The organism is Streptomyces sp. NPDC049627 (assembly GCF_044465645.1).
Lineage (GTDB): Bacteria > Actinomycetota > Actinomycetes > Streptomycetales > Streptomycetaceae > Streptomyces.
In genome coordinates this window covers 287799-303809 of sequence record NZ_JBITLW010000014.1, presented here as the reverse complement: position 1 = coordinate 303809, position 16011 = coordinate 287799, and the positions used below count along the sequence as shown (strand labels likewise).

The following is a 16011-nucleotide window of genomic DNA, read 5'->3' as shown; positions in this document are numbered from 1 at the left end:
CCGGCGAACAGCGGCGTCGCGAACATCAGCAGCATGATCGTGCCGTGCATCGTGAACGCCTGGTTGAACTGCTCGTTCGACATGATCTGCAGACCGGGCCGGGCCAGCTCGGCGCGCATCAGCAGCGCCATCACGCCACCGATCACGAAGAACGCGAACGACGTGACCAAGTAGAGCGTTCCGATCGTCTTGTGGTCGGTGGTGGTCAGCCACTGGACGGCTCTGACGCTCCTGATGTCTCTGATCCTCTTCACGCCCCGCCTGTGTCCGCGCCCGGCCGGGACGTCACACTCGGGTGACGCGACAAGAATCACGGAAACGGGTGTGACGATCCAGCGGGTGCCGGACACGAACGGAACATGAGCAACGACGAGATCTTCGCCGCTGCCTATCGCGAGCACTACTGGGCGGTCAGCCGCTATGTCGCGCGGCGACTGGACGGGCGCATGAGTGAGGTCGAGGAAGTGGTGGCGGAGGTGTTCACCGTCGCCTGGCGGCGTCGGGACGACCTCCCGGCCGCCCCGCTGCCCTGGCTGTACGGCGTGGCACGCAACTGCCTGGCGAACGCGGTACGCGGCTACGGGCGCCGGCGACGGCTGGTCGACCGCCTCGGCCACGACGACACGGCCCACGGCCGGCACATCGAGGCCGGTCCGGACGCCGAGGCACCGGGGGCCTGGGTGCACGAGGCGCTCGCGCGGCTCGCCCCGGCGGACCAGGAGGTGCTGCGCCTGACGGCATGGGAGGAGCTCGGCGTCGACGAGATCGCCGTCGTCCTCGGCTGCGGCAGCCGGGCCGCGTCGATGCGGCTGCACCGGGCGCGCCGCCGGCTGAGAGCGGAGATCGACCGTATGAGCACAGCGACCGCATCGAAGGAACACGGCCATGGCTGACGAACTCGACCTCCTGCGCCGCGCCAACCCCGTGCCGGCCGACGGCCCCCACTTCGGCGACGGTCCGCTGGACCGCACCGCCGAGCGCGGCCTCGACCGGCTGCTGCACCAGCGCCCTGTCACGCCCCGCCGCCGTACCCGACGGGCATGGGGCCTCGCGGCCTCGGCCGTGGTCGCCGCGCTCGTGTCGGCACTGCTGTTCACCGGCCAGACCACCGCACCCGCCGTCGCCGCACCCCGCCCGCTCGTCGTGCAGGCCGACTCCACCCCGGTGTCCCTGCGGACGTTGGCCGAGCGCGCCCGGGCGGCCGCGGCGGACGGCTCGCCCGCCCTGCGCAAGGGCACCCACGTGCAGTCGTGGAGCCTCGGCATGAGCGACGGCAGGCCGCCGATCACCCTCCCCGAGGAACGCATCGTGCGCTGGAACGCCGACGACAGCCACACGGAGCTCGTGGTGGCGACCGACCCGCGCCATCCGGGCCGGCCGGTCCTCAGGGAGACGGACGGCGAGCCGCGCCTCGTCGAAGACGGGCACGTCATCAGCCGGCAGACCTATCCGCCGAGTTGGAGCGACGCCCCGCCCGAGTCCCGGCCGCCGCACGACGCCGTACGCCTGCACGCCTACCTGGAGGAAGCGGAGCGCCCCTACCTGTCGGACCACGGCAAGCCGCTGACCACCGCCGAACTCCTCGACGCCACGAAGATCCTGCTCGACCACTGGACCCTCGGCGCCCGCGAGAGTGCCGCGCTGGCGCGACTCCTGGCGGACGCCGAGGGGTTGCGGCCCGCCGGCCGGGTGACGGACCGGCTGGGCAGGCGCGGACAGGCCTACGTGTACGACGCCTCCGCCACCCGCCGCATGTTGATCCTGGATCCCGCCACCGGAACGGTCCTCGGCCTGGAGACCACCTTCACCATGGGCCGGCCCGAGTACGGCGTGCGGGCGGGGGACGTCATGGAGTACAGCGCCTGGATGCGCTGACCTCCCGCGGGCTCACACCCCGAGCTGCCGGGCCGCCGCGTCCACGGTCTGCTCCAGCAGCGTGGCGATCGTCATCGGACCGACGCCGCCCGGCACCGGGGTGATGAGCGAGGCACGCTCCACGGCGGAGTCGAAGTCGACGTCGCCGATGTTCCCGGGGTTGTACCCGGCGTCGATCACCACGGCGCCGGGCTTGATGTCCTGCCCCCGGATCAGCCGCGGTCGCCCCACGGCGGCGACGACGATGTCCGCCTCCCGGACGGCCGCCGACAGATCCGTCGTCCGCGAATGGCAGTACGTCACCGTCGCGTCGCGGGCGAGCAGCAGCATGCCCGCCGGCTTGCCGAGGATCGCGCTGCGGCCGACGACCACGGCACGCTTGCCGGCCGGGTCGACGTCGTACTCGTCGAGGAGGCGCATGATGCCGCCGGGCGTGCAGGACACGAATCCCGGCAGTCCGAAGCTCATCGCCGCGAAGGAGGCGAAGGTGACACCGTCGACGTCCTTCTGCGGCGCGATGGCCTCGAACGCGGCCCGCTCGTCGATGTGCGGGCCCATCGGGTGCTGGAGCAGGATGCCGTGCACGCCGGCATCGGCGGACAAGTCGCGGAGGGTGCCCACCAGTTGCTCGGTGGTGGTGTCGGCGGGCAGCGGCACATGGCGCGAGGTGATGCCCGCGGCGCGGCACCGGTTCCGCTTCATGCGGACGTACGTCACGGACGCGGGGTCCTCGCCGACCAGTACCGTCGCGAGACAGGGCGCGGTGCCGGTGCGCTCGGTGATGTCGGCCGCGCGCTTGGCGCTCTCCTCGACGATCCTCCGGGCGAGCGCGGTGCCGTCCATGAGCCGTGCCTGAGTCATGATCCACTCCTGGGCTGATCATCCGGTTCGCCCAGGCGCACGGCATCGACTCTACGAGGCCGCTCCCCGGTGGTGCTCCACCTCAGCGCCAGTCACGGCCCGGGCCCCACCCTAACGGAGGCATGCGAGGCCCGGACCTGCGGATCGCAGGCCCCGCACGTCGGCCCCTAGCCGGGCCAGGTGCCCGTCAGACGCCGGGTGGCGGTGGCTCCGGCGCGGTCCACGGCGGCTTTGACGCCCGCGAAGATGGCGCCCTGGAGGGTCGCGGCCGTCAGGACCTCCCGCCAGTCGCGGTCCTCGTCGGTGGCGTCCGGAGCGTCCCGCTCATGGCCGAGCATCTTCCAGGTCTGCTTGAAGGCCGCGCCGGCCAGCATGCCGCTGACGGCGCCGAGGGCCAGGCCCACGGGCTTGTAGGCGATCTTGGAGGCTTTCATCGGTGGGCTCCTCTGCGGTCCGCCGGCCGCGATCGGTCCGTTCCCCGGGGAGCGGGCTCCTGCCGGGTACCCGGGCGCCGCCCTCCCGTACCGCCCGGCGCCCTACGGGCCGCGCAGGCGGCGCCGGTCCTGCTCGTCCCAGGTGCGGGTGTCGCGCGGGGCGACGTAGGGCTCCTCCTCAGGCGGATGCCCGCCCGCGATGGCGCGCTGGCGTGCCGCCTCCGCGTCGAACTCCAGGCCCAGCAGGATGGCCAGATTGCCGACCCACAGCCAGATCAGGAAGACGATGACGCCGGCCATGGTGCCGTACGTCTTGTTGTACGAGGCGAAGTTGGCGACGTAGAGCGCGAACCCCGCGGAGGCGATCATCCAGATCACCAGGGCGAGGAAGCTGCCCGGAGTGATCCACCGGAAGCCGCGGATCCTGGCGTTCGGGGTCGCCCAGTACAGGATCGCGATCATGGTGGTCACCAGGACGGCCAGCAGGGGCCACTTGGCGATGGCCCAGACGGTCAGGGCCGTGTCGCCGATGCCCAGCGAGTTGCCGACCTGGCGGGCCACCTCGCCGGTGAAGACGACGATCAGCGCGCTGAGCACCGCCAGCACCATCAGCGCGACGGTCACGCCGAGCCGCACCGGGAGGACCTTCCACACCGGGCGCCCCTCGGGCATGTCGTACACGGCGTTGGCGGTGCGGATGAAGGCCGCGACATAGCCCGAGGCCGACCACACCGCCAGCGCGAGACCGACGACGGCCATGACGGAGCCGAGACCGCCGTTGCCCTGCAACTGCTCGACCGCGCGCGTGAGGATGTCCCGGGCCTCGCCCGGCGACAGTTGCTTGATGTTGTCCAGGACCTCCTCGGTGGCGGACTTGCCGGCCAGCCCGAGCAGGGACACCAGCACGAGCAGGGCCGGGAAGAGCGACAGCACGCCGTAGTACGTCAGGGCCGCCGCGCGATCGGTCAGCTCGTCGTCCTTGAACTCCCGCAGCGTGCCCTTCAGCGCCTCCCGCCACGACCGTTTGGGCAGGTCGGTGGGCGTGTCGGGCGCCCGCTGCTCCACCTGCGGATCCGGACCGAACCGCTCCTGCGACGCCTGCGCGGCCTCCTGCGAAGGCGGACTGTGCCGTGCCCGGTGATCCTTGTGCCTGGATTTGAGAAGTCGAGTCATGGTCCCCGGGTATCCGGCCTTGCGCAGCTCACGCGCGGGACGCGGCTGCCGGGAAATCCCGCGACACCCCCCGGGGCCGACTGTTAGCGTCGATTCCATGAAGGTCATCAGGCACACCCGCACCGCAGCCGCGCGAGCGACCAGCTCCTCGGCTGCCGACGCCTGATCCCACCCCTCCCCGGCGGCCGGAAACGGACCGCCGGTGTGTTGCCTCCCCTGGTCGCACTCTCTCCCGCGGCTCTTTCCGGTCCCCCTGACCCGAAGGAACACCGCGATGAACACGACCATGAGCACCGACCGGATCGTCGGCACCTTCACCGACTTCTTCAGCGAGCGCGGACACCAGCACCTCACCGGCGGCACCCTCCTGCCGCCGCCCTGCGACCGGGTGCTGTTCACCACCTCGGGGATGCACCCGCTCACCCCCTACCTGCAAGGCCGACCGCATCCACAGGGAACGCGCCTGAGCAGCGTCCAGCGCTGTCTGCGCACCACCGACCTCGACGAGGTCGGCGACCGGACCCACCTCACGGTGTTCGAGATGCTCGGTTCGTGGTCCCTGGGCGACTACGGGCACTCACAGAGCCTGCGTTGGGGCTACGAGCTGCTGCACGACGGGTTCGGCATCCCGCCGGAGCGGATGTACGTCACCGTCTTCGGCGGCGACGGCAGGGTCGGCCCCGACAGTGAATCGCTGGACACCTGGCGGGAGTTGGGGCTGCCCGTGGAGTCCACCCGGGACGAGAACTGGTGGTCCCACGACCCCGTCGGCCTGTGCGGCCCCGACTCGGAGATCTTCGTCTGGACCGGCGGCCTCGGCGTCCCACCCCAGGGCAGCCCCACCACCGACCCACGGTGGGTCGAGGTCTGGAACCACGTGAGCATGCGCTACCGCCGGCACGAGGACGGCAGCCTCCAGCCCCTCCAACGGCCCTGTGTCGACACGGGCATGGGGCTGGAGCGACTCGTAACGGTCCTCCAGGGACACGACTCCGTCTACGACAGCGACCTGTTCGAACCGTGGATGCGGGTGCTGCCGCCCCTGTGGGACCTGGACGGCACGTCGACCCGGCTCGTCTGCGATCACCTGCGCTCCGGCATCGCCGTCATCGGCGACGGCGTACGGCCGTCCCCCACCGGACGCGGCTACGTCCTGCGCCGACTGATCCGCCGCGCCCTCACCACACTGTGGCGAGACGACCCCTCGCGCACGCTCTCCGACCTGCCCGGGGACGTCGTCGGGCACACACTGGACCACTTCCGCCAACCGCGCGGAACGAGCCCGGTGCGCGAGGTGCTCCTGGACGAGGAACGGCGCTTCGGCAGGCTCCTGGAGCGAGGCCGCCGCGTGCTGGGCGGGCAGCGGTTCGAGGGCCCGCTGAGCGAGGAGGACTACCGCTACCTCCACGACACCCACGGTCTGCCCCGCGACCTCGTCACGACGCTGCGAACCCCTTGACGGCCGGGCGACCTCGTGACGGCCGAGCAGGTCCGGGTCGGCCGCGAGGCGACCCGGACCTTCCGGATCTTCGCCGATCCCTCCTACTCGTCCCACGCCTCGATCATGATCTGCTGGGAGATCTTGCCGTCCCGCAGCGTGATCATCGACTCGGACAGGACGCGCAGCCCGTCCGTGTACTCGCAGGACTCGCAGTAGGCGGCGTGATTGCCCTGGACGACGCATCCCTCCAGTTTGTGCGACATGTCGCGGCTGTAGACATCGGTGAGCATCTCGGCGATCTCGTTCCGGCCGTGCACCACCCTGGGGTGGCTGGGCTGGGCGTTGCGGTTCACGACGCGGATCTCGGCGTCGTCCGCGTACAGCGACAGAAGCGTGTCCGGGGTCTGTCCTTCTATGCCCCGGCGCAGGGTTTCGGTGTCGAACGAGGGGCTTGTGGCAGTGCCCATGGTGACCTCCTCAAGGCCCGCGGCAAGGCGAGGGACGGCCGCGAGGACCTCTCCTGAAGAGCCTCCTCCGCCCCGCCGCACTCGGCAAGCGCGGGGCGGGCGCTGGGCCTGACGGGTGAGAGCCGCGGGGTGGCCGTGTCCGGTGGCGGGCCGCCCGCGTTGCTGAAAGCATGATGTCAACACGACGTATCGCAGCCGCCGTTGGCCTGGCCGCCGGTCTCACGGGTCTCGCCGCTCCGCTGGCGAACGCGCACCCCGCGGACACCCGGAACGCCGGCCCGCAGCTGAACCCGATCGCCACCCTCGACGCGCTCGCCCAGAGCGGCATTCCCGAGCAGCAGAGGCACCGGGTCCCGCGGGTCTCCCAGCAGCTGGGCCACCTCAACCAGCTCGGCGAGCTGCGCGCGGCACAACTCGGTCGCCGCTAAGCCACTGACCCGCAGGAAGGGCCGCCCGGAGCATGCTCCGGGCGGCCCTTCGCGTGCGCCGAGAGTGACGTGCCCTCTACCCAGCGGCGTCGGCCGGCGCCGGCAGGAAGTGGAAACCCGGCTTCGGGTGCATCAGGAAGTCGTGGTGGGAGATGTTCCACGCATAGGCACCGGTTAGTGCGAACACGACCCGGTCCCCGGCCCTGAGCCCGGCCGCGGGCACCCGGCGGGCCAGCACGTCCTTCGGCGTGCACAGCTGACCGGCCAGGGTGACCCTCCCCCGGACTTCGTCCGGGGGGACCCCCATCTCGCTTCGCTCGCCGTCGGCGGCCGGCCGCGGCCACGGGTGGGGCCAGGCGTCGACCGGCAGCACGCAACAGGGCTGGTCGTGGCCCTTGGTCGCCGGTGTCCGCAGATGGTGTGTGCCGCCGCGCACGACGGCGAACTCCTCGCCGTGGCTGCGCTTCACGTCCAGCACCTCGGTGGCGTACCAGCCGCAGTACGCCGTGAGCGCCCGGCCCGGCTCGATGCGCAGGGTCAGCCCCGGGTGGCGCTCGGTCAGGCGGGCGAGCCCGCGGCCGTACGCCCCCCAGTCGAAGCGGCGCTCGGGGGCGCCGTAGTCGACGTGCATGCCGCCGCCGACGTTCACCTCGGCGAGGCGCACGCCCAGGCCGGTCGCCCAGGTCACGATCGACTCCGCCACCGCGACCTGCTCGGCCGCCTCCAGGCCACTGGCCAAGTGGGCGTGGATGCCGCGCAGTTCGAGATGCGGATACGTCCCGTCCGTGAGAGCGCGGACGACCTCGGCGGCCCCCTCCGGGTCCATGCCGAAGGGCGTCGGACGCCCTCCCATCGCCAGTGAGCTGCCCGCCAGCGACCCGTCGGCCACCGGCAGGTTGACCCGGGGCAGCACCGCCACCCGTCGGCCCGGCGCGAACCTCCGCGCCGACTCGGCCAGCATGCGCAGCTCGTAGCCGCTCTCCACGTGGAAGCGCTCGACTCCCGTCTCCAGTGCGGCCGTCACCTCGTCCGGCGTCTTGCCGGGACCGCCGAAGGCGAGCGGGCGGCCCGGCACCGCCTTGGCGACGTGGGCGAGTTCGCCGCCCGAAGAGACCTCGTACCCGTCGACGTACGGCCCGAGCGCGGTGAGGATCTCCGGCTCCGGGTTGGCCTTCGCGGCGTAGTACAGCTCGACCCGCTCGGGGAGGGCGTCCCGCACGGCGGCGGCGTGGTCGCGCAGTGCCGCCAAGTCGTAGAGGTAGGCGGGCAGTTCGGCGGACTGCAGGGACAGGGCGCGGTCGCGGACCGCGGGCGTCGGCTGGGTCACCGGGCACCTCCGGTCGTGCCGCGCAGGACCCGGGCTCCGGTCGCGCCGCCGAGGACGGCCTCGGCGAGCGGGGACGGCAGCCGGACGTAACCGGCCTCGCGGTCGGCCTTGCGCTCCCAGCGGGTGAGCAGGTTGGCCTTGGCGGGCAGCGGCACGCCCGCGAGCAGAGCCGCCATGCGGGGCGGGCAGCCGAACCTGTCGGTGTACGACTGGAGCGTGGCGCGCACCCGTGCCCACAGTGCTGCCTCCGCACCGGGGTGCAGGTCGGCGAGGGCGGCGAGCAGCTCGGCCACGTGGTTGACCAGCAGGCAGTAGACCACGCGGTCCCAGCCGCGCTGCGCGTCGTACGTCATCGGGCCCGCGACCTCGGGCGGCAGCGCGGCGAGCGTGTCGGCGTGGTGGTCGGGGACCAGCTTGGTGCCCTCCAGGTCGCGGAAGAGTACCTGGGCCGGTCTGCCGTCGCCGTCCACGCAGATCAGGACGTTCTGCAGATGGGGTTCCAGGACCAGGCCGTGATCGAAGTACGCGGCGAGGACGGGCGGGACGAGGAGGTCGAGATACGCCGACCACCAGTCGAGGGCCGCCCGCTCGTCGGCGCCGTCGAGGAGCCGGGAGATGTGCGCGGGGCCGGTCGGGTACTCGTCGGCGACGGCCGCCGCCAGCAGGGGAGTGGTGCCCGGCGCGAGCCGCTTCGGCAGGCCCTCGCGGACGATGACGCCGAAGCCCTCGAACAGCGCGCGGTCCGGTGTCCCGTCCGGGCCGGGCAGGGCCAGGGTGCGGTAGGCGGGCTCGCGCAGCACCGCGCTGCCGGGGAAGCGGTCGGCCAGGTCGGCGAGGGCAGGGGCCAGGACGCGGGTGAGCGCGACGGCGCCGGACAGCTCGTAACTGCTGTTCTTGCGCAGGCAGTTGGTGATGCGCACGTTCAGGCTGAACTTCAGGAAGGTCTCACCGTCGTACAGGGTGCGCACCGACGCGGTGGCCGCGAACGGCTGCCCGCCCGGGCCCAGGTCGATGACGTCTCCGCGGTCCAGGGCGGCCCGGAGCAGCGGGTGTTCGCGGAGCGTCTCGTACTGCCAGGGGTGGACGGGGAGCAGCCGGTAGCCCTCGGGGACGTCCGTGCGCTGCCGGTCGAGCGGGGCGACGGCCGCGGCGTCGGCGTACTCCTCGGCGATCAGGCCGGAGCGTACGGCGAGGTGCCGCAGCGGGAAGGAGGCCCCGGCCTCCGGGGCGTACGCGGACCAGGCGCGGGGGTCGCCGGTGCGGGCCTTGGGCGTGGGGTGGAAGCGGTGGCCGAACAGGAGGGACTGTTCGGAGGCGAGGTAGGCCGGGAGAGGGGCGAGCCGGTCGTTGGAGGCCGAGTCCGGGGCCGCATCCGCCCGTGGGGCGGCGAGCGCGCTCGCCACAGCCGCGTGGCTGGAGACGATCTGCTCCAGGAACTCCTCGTTGCGCACGCCCGTCCGCAGCGACAGCTCGTCGTGCGTGTACTCGGCGAGGCGCCGCCAGTCCACCTCGGTCCAGTCGCCGTCGCGCTGCTCGCTCACCGGGCCGGTGAACCGGTGCGCACCGATCAGCGAGGTACGGCGCAGGGCGACGCGCAGCAGGACCCCGCGCCGGGGCAGGCGCAGCAGCAGGCGGCCGTCGGTGACCACGGTCTGGTGCTCGGGGCCCGAGACCTCGCGCAGCAGGCAGTTGAGCAGGGTGTGGGCGACCGCGTCGTCGGCGGTGGGCAGGTGGGCGGGGGCGGCGGTGCTGCCGGGCGAGCGAAGCGAGATGGGGGTACCCCCGGACGGAGTCTGGGGGACGGTCAGGGAAGGCATCAGCGGCTCCGGCGGGTGCGGTGGTTCGGGGTGGGCAGGAGGATCGCGACGACGGTGACGGCGGCAGCGGCGCCGCCGATCAGCACGGGTGCGGCCGGTCCGAAGCGGGCACTGCCCGCCGCCGCGGCCACGCCGGCGGCGACCGCGCCGGCCTTGGAGAAGAACTCGAGCGAACCGAACATGCCGCCCGGCGCCCGGCCCTTGGCGCAGTCGGCGGCCAGCACCGACAAGGACACGAGGCCGAGGGTGAGTCCCGCGCCCAGCAGCAGTCGTACGGCGATCAGCGACGCCAGTGAACCGGCGGCCCCGTGCCCGGCGAGCCCGAGCGCGATACAGGTGAAGCCGAGCGCGATCCCGGCCCGCGGACGGTCCCGGAACGCGGCGTGCACCGCGAGCGCCGACACCAGATAGACCAGGTGGGGCAGGGCGAAGAGCGCCCCGGACAGCGCCGGTGACGTGCCCGGGATCCGGTCGTCCACGAGCGCGATCAGGTAGGGGAAGGAGATGACCGTGGAGAAGACGAAGGCGAACTCCAGCGCGTACAGCACCTTCAGTGAGACCGCCGGGACCGCCTCGTCCACCGGCTTCGACGTCTTCTGCGACCGCTCTACCGGCTCCGGTTCGGGCAGCGCCGCGAGCAGCAGGGCGGCCGTCAGCGGCAGTACGGCGAGCAGCGCGTACTGCCGGTGCGGGGAGAGCCAGCCGGACAGCGCACCGACCACGATCGGCGCGACGACCAGGGCCGCCCGCGCGCTGCCCTGCATCAGGGTGAGTGCCTTGGACAGCGCCGGGCCTTCGAGTGCGGCGCCCAGGTATCCGTTGGAGGCGGCGAACGTGCCGCCCAGGATGCCCTGCAGCACCAGCGCCACCGTGAAGGCGGTCAGCGAGTCCGCCCAGCCTGCCAGCAGGAAGGACACGGCGAGCCCCAGCTGGGCGCGCAGCAGCAGCCGTTTGCGGCCGAACCGGTCCGCGAGCCGCCCCCACAGCGGGGCGCCGAGCGCGCCGAACACGGTCGGCACGACATAGAGCACGCCCGCCCAGCGGGCCTGGCGGTCGCCCAGCTCCGGCAGGATCTCGGTGAGATACGGCGGCAGCCCCAGCGCCGCGAACGACGCGACGAAGTAGCAGCCGGCCACCGCCTGTACCTGCCCGCGCCCGAACCCGGACCGCGGCATGCGCAGAGCCTGTGCGCTCATGCCCGACCACCGCCGGTCAGCAGGTAGTTGGGGCCGGTCGTGTAGTGCTTGTTGATGTCGGCCGCGCCCGAGCGTTCCTTGGACAGCAGCGTCCCGGCGGTCACCATCGCCTTCACCGGCAGCCGCGGCGCGTCCAGGACGCGGGCGCGCAGCACGTCGGCCGCGTCCCCGCCGAGCCGGTCCAGCGCCTCGGTCAGCCGCCTGCGCACGAGGTCCAGCAGCGCCCGGCGGTGCCCGGGGAGCCCGAACGCGTAGGCCCCCGCGCACAGATGGAGGGTGATCGTCGCGAACACGTCGGCGATCGGCCCGTCGTCCGTGGTGAAGATCCGGGCGTCGTCGAAGTCCCATGGCCCGGGCAGGGCGGCGGCGAGCCGCCCGGTGTTGATCCGCGGCCCGTCGTTGTCCTTGAACAGCAGCCGCAGACTGCCGGGGCGCAGCACCAGGGAGATGTTCTGCTGGTGCGACTCCAGGGCGATGCCGTAGCCGAACAGGGTGGTCTGCCAGTCGAACAGCAGGGTGAGGGCCGCGTCCAGCAGGGCGAGCGGGTCACCGCCGTAAAAGCGGTCGGCGAGCCCGTCGATCACCGGGCGTCCGTCCGGCGCCTCGGCCAGGAGCGCCGCCATCGGCACCACCGCACAGTCGTCGAGTCCGGCGGGGTAGCGGCGGCACAGGACGGCCAGCAACTCGTGCCCGGCGTGGGCGTAGGTCGTCTCGTCGGCGTGCAGGACCGTCTCCTGGAAGCGGGGCTCGCGCACGATCACCGCTTCCAGCAGCCGCTGGCCCACCGCGCCGTCGACCAGCGTTCCGGGCTTGATGGTCCGCTTGTTGCGCAGGCCCAAGGTAGCGGTGGCGAGGGGGAGTTTGAGGTGCACGGACGGATCGGCGACCGTGGCCACGGTCCGCATGGAGAGGGTCGGTACGACGTCCAGGTGGGCGCGGTCGGCCAGTACCGTGCCGCCGGGCAGGGCGTCGACGGTCAGCGGATGGACGGGAAGCGTCACATGCGTGTCCTGCAGTTCGGCCAGGCCGAGCGTGTCGGGCGTCGGCCAGAACTCCGGCAGCTTGCCCGTCCGGGTGACCTCGTCCCGGGGCACGGCGGCCCACCGCAGTGCGAAGCGCGGTCCGAACTCGGGGGCGTACGCCCGCAGTTGCTCCTCCGTCAGCCCGGAGCGGCCGCGTGCCGTCGGGTACACGGGGTGGTCGTGGCGGGCGGCGAGCGTGTCGTACGCCAGGCTGCCCGCGAGGCCCTCCTCGGCCGTGAGCCGGGCCATGATCTCCCTCCGTGTCGCCGTGTGCAGCCGCATGGTCGCCAGCGTCTGACGGCACTCCTCGGCGAACGCGTCGAAGCCGCCCCGGTCCTCGGGATCGGCGAGCTCGCGCAGCGCGCCGAGCACGGTGTCGCACGACATCAACTGCGAGCCGTCCGACTCGCGTACGAGAAGCGGCAGCCGGGCGGCGTACGCGCACTGGTAGCCGTCCTCCACGACAGGCATCAGCAGGGCGTCCTGTGCCGTGGGGAGCCGTAGCCAGGGACCGTCCTCCTTGTGGACGATCGTGCTGCCGGTGCGCAGCCCGACCACGTCCTCGCGCAGGAGCGCGCTGAGCACCCGCGTGAGCAGCTCCGCCTCGGAGGTGTCCCGCACCGCGGCGGCGGTCACGGCTGGATCTCCCACTGCCGTCCGTCCAGGAACTCGGCCACCACCCGGTCCACCGCACCCTGGTCGGGCCCGGTGGCGCGCAGCACCCCGAGGTAGTCCCGGTTGGTCATGTACAGCTCGTGGCGCTCGCCCACCGCCCGCAGCGGACGGTACGTCAGATGCACGCCGTCGATGTCCACGTCGGCCGCGGCGGGCGCGCCGACCAGGGTGCCGGCGCGGTCGGCGCACGGGTACTCCAGGCGGGCCGCGCCGTCGCGGCGGGCGCCCAGGTCGGCCGGGAGGGCCTCGCCGAGGTGGGTGCGCAGGATGTGCTCGAACAGCGGTATGTCCAGGAGCCGGGCCAGCAGCAGGTCGCACTGGTCGCCGATGGCACGGTAGTTGACCTCGATGATCCGCGCCCGCCCCTGGTGCACCACGAACTCGGTGTGGCAGGCGCCGAACCCCACGCCCAGCGCGTCCAGTTGCGCCAGGACCTGCTCGACGACCGGCTCGGGGTGGGCGGGGACGAAGGTGAGGCGTTCCTCGATGAAGTACGGCGGCGGCGACAGCTCGGTGTGGAAGCCCCCCAGCACATGGCGGACGTTCCCGTCGCCGAGGGTCTCCAGGGTGAACAGGTCGCCGGGCAGGTACTCCTCGACGACCAGGACGGTGTCCGGGCGGCGCTGCAGGATCTCCTTGGAGCGGCTCACCAGTTCCTCGGGGCCGTCGACGAGGACGACGTCCTCGCTGGCCACGCCCTCGCGCGGCTTGACGACACAGGGGTACGGCGCGTCGCCGGGCGCGACCGGTTCCGTCAGCTCGGCGGACCACACGGTGTCCACGCCGGCCGCGGCGAGGCGGCGGCGCATCTCGGCCTTGTCCTTGCAGCGCAGGGTGGCACGCCAGTCCTTGCTGGGGAGGCCGAAGTAGGCGGCGGCCAGGGCGGCCTGGGTCTGGAGGTGGTCGCTGTTGGTGAAGACGGCGCCGGGGGCGTGGTGCGTCGAGATGCGGGTGACGACGGCCCGGAAGTCACGGACGTCGCACTCCAGGACCTCGATGTCCGGGTAGGTGCGGCGGTGGGCGTCGGGCTGGTCGGTGAGGAGGGTGACGTCCAGGCCGAGACGGGCGGCGGCGGGCAGGAAGCCCTCGGTGACGGAGTCGGTCGGGTTGAGGGCGAGCAGATACAGGCGCATGGCAGACGGACAACTTCCGCTAGCGGGTGGGGGGTCGGGGCGGGCCGGGCCGGTCGGCCACGGATGCCGGCCGTCTGGCACGGCCCGCCCTGCGAGAACAGCGGCCGTTACTTCGCCGGGAGCTCCACACCGGTGGCCTTGGCCACGTCCTTGAGCATCTCCTCGGCGGCCTGGACGCCGATGCCGGACATCCAGGTCTCGTCCGGGACCTCGAAGACCTTGCCGTCCTTCACCGCCGGGAGGCTCTTCCAGACGGGGTTGGAGACGACCTGCTTCTTCTGGGTCTTGTCCTCGGCGTCGGCGGCGGTGACGAAGATCAGGTCGGCGTCGGCCTGGTCGATCTCCTCGGGGCTGACGTCCTTCATCGTGACCTCGGGGTCGCTGGAGATCTGCGACTTCGGGCGCTGCAGACCGATGTCGTTCAGGACGACACCGCTGTAGGAGTTGGACTGGTACAGCCGGGTCGGACCGGCGATGAAGCGGACCACGGACGCGGTCGGCATGGTGCCGCCGTCCTTCTTCTTGATGGCCTCACCGAGCGCCTTGGCCTGCGTCTCGTACTCCTTCAGCTTGGCCGCGGCCTCCTTCTCCAGGCCCAGCGCCTCGGCGTGGACCTTGAGGTTCTCCTTCCACACACCGCCGGTGGTCTCGGTGAACACGGTCGGGGCGATGGCGCTGAGCTTGTCGTAGACCTTCTCGTGGCGCACCTTGGAGGACAGGATCAGATCGGGCTTGAGCGAGGCGATCTTCTCCAGGTTCGGCTCCAGGAGCGGGCCGACGTCCACGGTGTCCTTCAACTCGCCCTTCAGGTACGTCGGGAACCCGCCTGAAGTCTTGAAGTGGGGGGCGACCGCGCCGACCGGGTCGATGCCGAGCAGGGTGACGTCGTCCAGCTCACCGGTGTCGAGCACGACGACCCGCTTCGGCTGGGACGGGATCTTCACCTCGCCCATCACCGTCTTGAGGGTGCGGGGGAAGGCGGAGCTGTCATCGGCGGCCTTGGCGGTGTCGCTGTCCTTGCCGGAGTCCTCGCTGCCGCACGCCGCCAGGACGGCCGTACCGAGGACGACGGCGAGCAGCACGGCGATGAGCCGGCCGATTGCGCGCAGGGGAGATCGCTTGGGCATGGGGGGTCTTTCTGTGAGTGGGGACTGATCAGGCGGTCGCGGCGGTGTGCCGCACCGCGCTGCTCTTGGGGATGACCAGCGGGGTGCCGGTCTCGGGATCGGGGATCACCCGACAGTCCACGTCGAACACGGACCGGACCAGCTCCGCGTCGAGGACGTCGGCCGGGGCGCCGGCTGCGGCGAGGCGGCCGTCCTTGAGGACCACCATGTGGTCCGCGTAGCGGGCGGCCTGACCGAGGTCGTGCAGCACCATCACCACGGTGCGGCCCGCCTCGGCGTGCAGGGCGGCCACCAGATCGAGGACGTCGAGCTGGTGCCGCAGATCGAGGAAGGTCGTGGGCTCGTCGAGCAGCAGCAGCTCGGTGTCCTGGGCCAACGCCAGCGCGATCCAGGCGCGTTGCCGCTGGCCGCCGGAGAGCCGGTCGACGGGGTGGTCGCGCAGGGCCGTGGTGCCGGTCCGCTCCAGGGCCTCGTCCACGGCCTTCTGGTCGCCGGCGGACCAGGGGCTCAGCAGCCGCTGATGGGGATACCGGCCCAGGCGTACGAGCGCCTCGACGGTGATCGCCTCCGGGGTGACCGGCTGCTGCGGGAGCAGTCCCATGCGGCGGGCCAGGGCCCGGGCGGACATCCGGTGGATGTCGGCGCCGTCGAGCGTGACGGTGCCCGCGGCCGGGGCGAGCAGCCGACTCAGGCCCCTCAACAGGGTCGACTTCCCACAGGCGTTGGGACCGACGATGGCCGTGACGGCCCCGCCCGGCAGCGTGAGGTCGAGCCCGCCGACGACGAGCCGGTCGCCGTAGCGCAGATCGAGGCCTTGGGTGGAGAGCTGGTTGGGGGTGGGGGGCATGTGCGGCTCCTGGGGGCCGGTGGAGTGTTTGTGCGGGGCGGTAAACAAGTCGGACGAAGTCGACGTCGGTTCGGCAGTGCCCCATAGGGGCGCGGGGCTGTGTCGAACATGCGGCTTCCGCCGCGCGGGCGCGACCAGCCATGACGGCGCAGCAGACGCCAGACGGCACAAGGCGGCACCCCCGGAGG

Annotated in this window: 16 protein-coding genes and 1 riboswitch; of the genes, 4 read left to right on the top strand and 12 right to left on the bottom strand. The window is 72.4% G+C overall.

Translation table 11 applies throughout. The features are described from left to right. Positions 1-254 (bottom strand): cbb3-type cytochrome c oxidase subunit I (locus ACIBU0_RS34690; RefSeq protein WP_398826637.1); only part of this gene is annotated, 254 nt, incomplete at its 3' end. A gap of 105 nt (positions 255-359) precedes the next feature. Between ACIBU0_RS34690 and ACIBU0_RS34685 the strand changes: the two genes are divergently transcribed. Then, the gene (locus ACIBU0_RS34685) at positions 360-893 is read left to right on the top strand and encodes an RNA polymerase sigma factor (protein ID WP_398826635.1); all 534 of its coding nucleotides are present in this window, start codon (positions 360-362) and stop codon (positions 891-893) included. Beyond that, complete coding sequence (locus ACIBU0_RS34680; RefSeq protein WP_398826633.1) at positions 886-1875, top strand: CU044_5270 family protein; 990 nt, start codon at positions 886-888, stop codon at positions 1873-1875. Before ACIBU0_RS34685 ends, ACIBU0_RS34680 begins: the two co-directional genes overlap by 8 nt. Before the next feature lie 12 nt (positions 1876-1887). On the opposite strand, the gene ACIBU0_RS34675 is transcribed toward ACIBU0_RS34680, so the two are convergent. The 3 genes from ACIBU0_RS34675 to ACIBU0_RS34665 all read right to left on the bottom strand — a co-directional run bounded on the left by ACIBU0_RS34675 (position 1888) and on the right by ACIBU0_RS34665 (position 4343). Then, on the bottom strand, positions 1888-2736 hold the full coding sequence (locus ACIBU0_RS34675) for a bifunctional 5,10-methylenetetrahydrofolate dehydrogenase/5,10-methenyltetrahydrofolate cyclohydrolase (protein WP_398826631.1): 849 nt from the start codon (positions 2734-2736) through the stop codon (positions 1888-1890). A 22-nt stretch (positions 2737-2758) separates the two neighbouring features. Next, positions 2759-2842, bottom strand: a riboswitch (ZMP/ZTP riboswitch). Between the two features lie 61 nt (positions 2843-2903). Next, on the bottom strand, positions 2904-3170 hold the full coding sequence (locus ACIBU0_RS34670; RefSeq protein ID WP_398826629.1) for a DUF4235 domain-containing protein: 267 nt from the start codon (positions 3168-3170) through the stop codon (positions 2904-2906). 102 nt (positions 3171-3272) lie between these two features. Beyond that, the gene (locus tag ACIBU0_RS34665; protein ID WP_398826627.1) at positions 3273-4343 is read right to left on the bottom strand and encodes a YihY/virulence factor BrkB family protein; all 1071 of its coding nucleotides are present in this window, start codon (positions 4341-4343) and stop codon (positions 3273-3275) included. A gap of 286 nt (positions 4344-4629) precedes the next feature. Between ACIBU0_RS34665 and ACIBU0_RS34660 the strand changes: the two genes are divergently transcribed. Beyond that, positions 4630-5802: an alanine--tRNA ligase-related protein gene (locus ACIBU0_RS34660; RefSeq protein WP_398826670.1), complete on the top strand. Its 1173-nt coding sequence runs from the start codon at positions 4630-4632 to the stop codon at positions 5800-5802. An 83-nt stretch (positions 5803-5885) separates the two neighbouring features. On the opposite strand, the gene ACIBU0_RS34655 is transcribed toward ACIBU0_RS34660, so the two are convergent. Continuing rightward, positions 5886-6251: a nuclear transport factor 2 family protein gene (locus ACIBU0_RS34655; protein WP_398826626.1), complete on the bottom strand. Its 366-nt coding sequence runs from the start codon at positions 6249-6251 to the stop codon at positions 5886-5888. 170 nt (positions 6252-6421) lie between these two features. Between ACIBU0_RS34655 and ACIBU0_RS34650 the strand changes: the two genes are divergently transcribed. Next, complete coding sequence (locus tag ACIBU0_RS34650; RefSeq protein ID WP_398826624.1) at positions 6422-6679, top strand: hypothetical protein; 258 nt, start codon at positions 6422-6424, stop codon at positions 6677-6679. Positions 6680-6755: 76 nt separating this feature from the next. Here ACIBU0_RS34650 and ACIBU0_RS34645 read toward each other — a convergent pair whose 3' ends face one another. The 7 genes from ACIBU0_RS34645 to ACIBU0_RS34615 all read right to left on the bottom strand — a co-directional run bounded on the left by ACIBU0_RS34645 (position 6756) and on the right by ACIBU0_RS34615 (position 15823). Further along, entirely contained in the window at positions 6756-8006 is a 1251-nt protein-coding gene (locus tag ACIBU0_RS34645; protein WP_398826622.1) for a type III PLP-dependent enzyme, read from the bottom strand. Beyond that, entirely contained in the window at positions 8003-9823 is a 1821-nt protein-coding gene (locus ACIBU0_RS34640; RefSeq protein ID WP_398826620.1) for an IucA/IucC family protein, read from the bottom strand. Before ACIBU0_RS34640 ends, ACIBU0_RS34645 begins: the two co-directional genes overlap by 4 nt. Continuing rightward, complete coding sequence (locus ACIBU0_RS34635) at positions 9823-11019, bottom strand: MFS transporter (RefSeq protein ID WP_398826618.1); 1197 nt, start codon at positions 11017-11019, stop codon at positions 9823-9825. The genes ACIBU0_RS34640 and ACIBU0_RS34635 overlap by 1 nt, the downstream gene beginning before the upstream one ends. Beyond that, the gene (locus tag ACIBU0_RS34630; RefSeq protein WP_398826616.1) at positions 11016-12677 is read right to left on the bottom strand and encodes an IucA/IucC family protein; all 1662 of its coding nucleotides are present in this window, start codon (positions 12675-12677) and stop codon (positions 11016-11018) included. Before ACIBU0_RS34630 ends, ACIBU0_RS34635 begins: the two co-directional genes overlap by 4 nt. After that, positions 12674-13849 (bottom strand): acetyl-CoA carboxylase biotin carboxylase subunit family protein, encoded by a 1176-nt coding sequence (locus ACIBU0_RS34625; RefSeq protein ID WP_398826614.1) that lies wholly within the window; start codon positions 13847-13849, stop codon positions 12674-12676. Before ACIBU0_RS34625 ends, ACIBU0_RS34630 begins: the two co-directional genes overlap by 4 nt. Positions 13850-13956: 107 nt before the next feature. After that, positions 13957-14976 carry an ABC transporter substrate-binding protein gene (locus ACIBU0_RS34620; RefSeq protein WP_398826612.1) on the bottom strand — a complete coding sequence of 340 codons (1020 nt, stop codon included), beginning with the start codon at positions 14974-14976 and terminating at the stop codon, positions 13957-13959. Between the two features lie 28 nt (positions 14977-15004). Next, positions 15005-15823, bottom strand: a complete 819-nt coding sequence (locus ACIBU0_RS34615) for an ABC transporter ATP-binding protein (protein ID WP_398826610.1) — start codon at positions 15821-15823, stop codon at positions 15005-15007. Positions 15824-16011: the final 188 nt, after the last annotated feature.

Excerpts from the sequence above, each read along its gene's own strand:
- ACIBU0_RS34685 (WP_398826635.1), top strand. The coding sequence starts at position 360 with ATGAGCAACGACGAGATCTTCGCCGCTGCCTATCGCGAGCACTACTGG.
- ACIBU0_RS34680 (WP_398826633.1), top strand. The coding sequence starts at position 886 with ATGGCTGACGAACTCGACCTCCTGCGCCGCGCCAACCCCGTGCCGGCC.
- ACIBU0_RS34675 (WP_398826631.1), bottom strand. The coding sequence starts at position 2,736 with ATGACTCAGGCACGGCTCATGGACGGCACCGCGCTCGCCCGGAGGATC.
- ACIBU0_RS34670 (WP_398826629.1), bottom strand. The coding sequence starts at position 3,170 with ATGAAAGCCTCCAAGATCGCCTACAAGCCCGTGGGCCTGGCCCTCGGC.
- ACIBU0_RS34665 (WP_398826627.1), bottom strand. The coding sequence starts at position 4,343 with ATGACTCGACTTCTCAAATCCAGGCACAAGGATCACCGGGCACGGCAC.
- ACIBU0_RS34660 (WP_398826670.1), top strand. The coding sequence starts at position 4,630 with ATGAGCACCGACCGGATCGTCGGCACCTTCACCGACTTCTTCAGCGAG.
- ACIBU0_RS34655 (WP_398826626.1), bottom strand. The coding sequence starts at position 6,251 with ATGGGCACTGCCACAAGCCCCTCGTTCGACACCGAAACCCTGCGCCGG.
- ACIBU0_RS34650 (WP_398826624.1), top strand. The coding sequence starts at position 6,422 with ATGATGTCAACACGACGTATCGCAGCCGCCGTTGGCCTGGCCGCCGGT.
- ACIBU0_RS34640 (WP_398826620.1), bottom strand. The coding sequence starts at position 9,823 with ATGCCTTCCCTGACCGTCCCCCAGACTCCGTCCGGGGGTACCCCCATC.
- ACIBU0_RS34635 (WP_398826618.1), bottom strand. The coding sequence starts at position 11,019 with ATGAGCGCACAGGCTCTGCGCATGCCGCGGTCCGGGTTCGGGCGCGGG.
- ACIBU0_RS34625 (WP_398826614.1), bottom strand. The coding sequence starts at position 13,849 with ATGCGCCTGTATCTGCTCGCCCTCAACCCGACCGACTCCGTCACCGAG.
- ACIBU0_RS34620 (WP_398826612.1), bottom strand. The coding sequence starts at position 14,976 with ATGCCCAAGCGATCTCCCCTGCGCGCAATCGGCCGGCTCATCGCCGTG.
- ACIBU0_RS34615 (WP_398826610.1), bottom strand. The coding sequence starts at position 15,823 with ATGCCCCCCACCCCCAACCAGCTCTCCACCCAAGGCCTCGATCTGCGC.